Consider the following 3,936-nt stretch of genomic DNA (forward strand, 5'->3'; position numbering starts at 1 on the left):
CCATTTCGGAACGCCATTTTTCGTACTTCGCTTTTAGCTCCTTCACCTTGTCCTGATGGATAGCTGACAGATCACTTTGCTCTACCAGATCTTCATCCAGATTGTACAATTCCAAGTCTCCCTTTTTCGAGTAGACCAGCTTCCAGTCTCCCTGGCGCACTGCCCAATAGCCATCATTACCGTCAAAATAAAGCTCTTGATGCATTGGTTCATCTAATTTGCCGTTGATGACAGGGAGCATATTTCTTCCATCGTAAATTCGGTCAGATGGCAGTTCGGCACCAATTACAGCCAAGACAGTAGGCAATATATCCAGTGAGATTACCGGTTCGTGACAAACCGAAGGCTTAAATTTTTCGGGCCAGCTAACAATAAACGGTACGCGCAGTCCTCCTTCGTAGACACTGTGTTTAAAATCGCGTAAAGGCAAATTGATGGCACTCGATGCTTTTGCGCCGCCATTATCGGAGAGAAAGAAAAGTAGGGTATTCTCGTAAACACCTTCTGCTTTTAACGTTTCTATTACTTTTCCAATACCAATATCCATACGGTGTAACATGGCTAACTGAATGTCGCGTTTGTGGTCGCCGGTGTTGAACTTTGCAATGTCCTCTTCGGGAGCCTGCATTGGAGTATGTACCGCGTTAAACGGCAAATACAAAAAGAATGGATTTTCCTTATTTGCTTTATTTTTTATGAAGGCGCAAGCTTCGCGGGCAAGGTTGTCGGTTAAATAGCCGGTATCCGAAATCATGGTGAGATTACGGTAAATTGCCTGGTGGTATCCATCTGGATCTTCCATGAGTGATAAGTCGAAATAATCGTGTGCACCGTGACCAAGAAAACCATAAAATTCATCAAAACCGCGGTTACAAGAATGATAATCAGGGGATAGTCCTAAGTGCCATTTCCCAAAAACGCCTGTGGCATAACCTGCTTGTTTGAGCCTTTCGGCAAGGGTAACCTCAGACAAAGGCATTCCTTGCCTTGAGTCGCTTGCTGTATAAAAGCCGAATCGTTGCTGGTAGCGACCGGTCAACAAGCCTGCACGGGTGGGAGCACAAACATAACCACTTGCATAGCCATTGGTAAAAACCACACCGTCAAATGCCAGCTTATCTATTGAAGGAGTCGAAACGATGGGTGGATTCCGCTGGTAACTTGCGTCAGCATTTCCCTGATCGTCGGATAGGATAATGACAATATTGGGCTTACTTGCTCCTTTTTTTATTTCCTTGAGTGGATTGCAACTTCCCGAAAAATTAATCACAACGAATGCAAAAACGCATACAATTTTCTCCAATGTCAGGCTCATCTGTTTTATGGAAATTAAATTCCTTCAAATAAACCAGGAGGCAATTAATAATCGATTAATAAAAGATGAAAATAATTAACAATGCAGCCTACCTGTACTCGACAGAAAACAAAAACCGACATAACACCCATGCAGATAACCGATTAAAAGATGAGTCAAAGTCATAAAAAGACAAACAAACGTGGATAAATCGAATTATTCTTTAAGTTCAAGAATATCAAGAAATGCCTTTTCGTACTCCTGACCATACATGGTAAAATATTCTTTATAGAATTTTTCGTAGGTGGCTTTCGCATGGGTATGCTTTCCCATCCAATATTGGGCCCTGCATTTCAATACCATCGCATCTTCATCAACTTGATCGAAATTAAAAATACAGTCGGCAAGACGAACAATAAACTCAGCTTCTTTTTTGACATCACACGACTTAGCGAACACAACTAAAGTGTCAATAATTCGATCCGAAACGTTTGCTTTGAAATCATCCAACCAATCGTAATGCACATTCGAAAGAAAGGCGCCCTTCTTGGTAATCCCCATCAGATGCATGACATTTTGTTTGGTCAGGTTATTTTTCGATGCCGATATATTTAAAAAATCAACGTAGTCGCTTTTAACACTATCGTCTTTCAACTCAATTTTCCAATATCCTGTCTTTTTAGACAATTCGCACGAGCCTAATTCTTCCAGAATACCACGGAGTTTTGCAATGTTTACTGCCCGATTGTTACGTGCACTCTTTTCTGATTTGTCGTACCATAAAGCCTCGGTAATTTTATCTGACGAAATGCCCTTATTGTTTTTATAGCTATTCAGTAGGATCAGCAAAAAAAGCTCTTTCAATAAGGGTGAGAATTTGTTTGTAATATCCTGGAAATCCCTGTTAAATACCTGAAATCCACCGAAAAATATTAAGTGATATTTTGGATTTGGCTGCACCTCCTCAATCTTCAAGCCGACATCGTCCATACCTTTCACCGTATCGTCAGCAATCTTTGCTTCGCTTGAAGTCGACCGACGCCTTTTTGCACCACGGATAATCCAAAACACCATGAGTGCCAAAACAATCAACGCAATTGCAACATAGTATCCTAGATTACTGCTTGTTTTGATCTCCGCAGGAACATCAACAGGAGCCGCGTTGGGCGGATTATTAATTGAGTAAATGGCCACCTGGGTTGTCGAATCAACATGGTAGGAGGTCAAGACATAAAGCTGATCCTGATCAGGCAAGTAGTATAAATCAGCGGTTGAACGAATGTCTAAAAACTTAAAAGGGATTTTGTCACCTACCTTCTCAATCGTTGGAGAATCCAGATTTCCCCTAATTAGCTGGAGCACGCCGTTGAATTTAATCTTACTAAATACCAAAGCGTAATAATCACGGGTTTTGTCGTTTATCCACATGGAGTTTCCGACAACCATGTCATCAATAAGACGGGGAACTTCGAACTTCTGAAACAAGCTACTATCCTTTATTGAATAGCCAATCAAATCGAAATAACTTTGTGGATTGATCAACTGGTTTCCCGTTTGACTACCGTAACCTCCAAACAAATAGACTGTGTCATTTAATGCACCGATTCCACTCAGATACCTCGGCTCGAATATCTCGTCATCGGTAGGTAGTTCGCTCCAGGTCTCATTTCCCAAATCAATTTTCCAGATTGCATTTTTGTACTGGTGCATCCCATAACCCCCAAAGACATAAATACAATTATCTGCTGAATTAAAATATGAATTATGATGTCTGTATTCCGTTTCAAACTCATCGTTTGATCCGATTCTGTCCCATTCGCCCGTAGCAAGGTCTAAAACATAAAATTGTTTGATATCTATTGTATAACAATAAATTTTATTGTCTAAGCTGTTATAGATTGCCTCATAACTCTTCTTGATGAACAGAGGTTTGTTGACATACTTCTGCTTACTGATGTTATTCTTTTGGGCATCGTAAACGGTGATTTCATCTTGCCCAAGGATAAAAATTTCCCCTCCCTCCGCGTTAACAGTAGTAATTACAGAACCCTTTATTTCCTCAGTCAACTGCGTCTGCCAGTTTGCATGGTTATTGATTAGCCACACCGGATTAGTAACCTGTGCCTCCAATCCTTTTATCCTATCTTCAGCAACATTGCCTTCCCTTTCATTTAACAGCCAGCTATATTTTAATTTACCCTTTTCGAAAATCTCAACATTCTTAATGGTCATCGAAGGAACGTCAGAATTCGTAAAATGCTTATAATCGTTGACCCCAAAAATTATTTTGAATGCTTCCTGATTTTGAAACCCAACACCCTCTTGCACATAAAAAGTGTCGGGTGTGTAAAACATTAGTTTGTCTTCGCTTAGCAAAAATTTCAAGCGAAGATTGATCCATTGATTCACATAGTCTTGTGAATATAACACAGGGATGATCGTATTTGAATTCCCAAGGACCAGATTTAACTCAATTTTTGGTACAGGTGCACTTAAAAGGTCTATATTAAAGTCTTCTTCACTAATAATCCGAAACACGTATCCGAAGAACCCATCATTTGAATTCGGGTAAATCCGGGTTGTTTTGTAATCGAAAGAAATTTCAAATTCATCCTCAAACTCCAGAAAGCCATTCGGACTGA

2 protein-coding genes are annotated in these 3,936 nt (G+C 40.2%); both read right to left on the reverse strand.

Annotated elements, in window-relative coordinates; all coding sequences use genetic code 11:
• Positions 1 to 1,315, reverse strand: a 1,315-nt coding sequence (locus AAC033_RS18550; RefSeq protein ID WP_339740945.1) for a sulfatase-like hydrolase/transferase, incomplete at its 3' end; no start/stop codon positions are given.
• Between the two features lie 195 nt (positions 1,316 to 1,510).
• Positions 1,511 to 3,936: kelch repeat-containing protein (locus AAC033_RS18555; protein WP_339740948.1), on the reverse strand; the 2,426-nt coding region annotated here is incomplete at its 5' end.

Source organism: uncultured Sunxiuqinia sp. (genome assembly GCF_963974515.1).
Classification (GTDB): Bacteria; Bacteroidota; Bacteroidia; order Bacteroidales; family Prolixibacteraceae; genus Sunxiuqinia.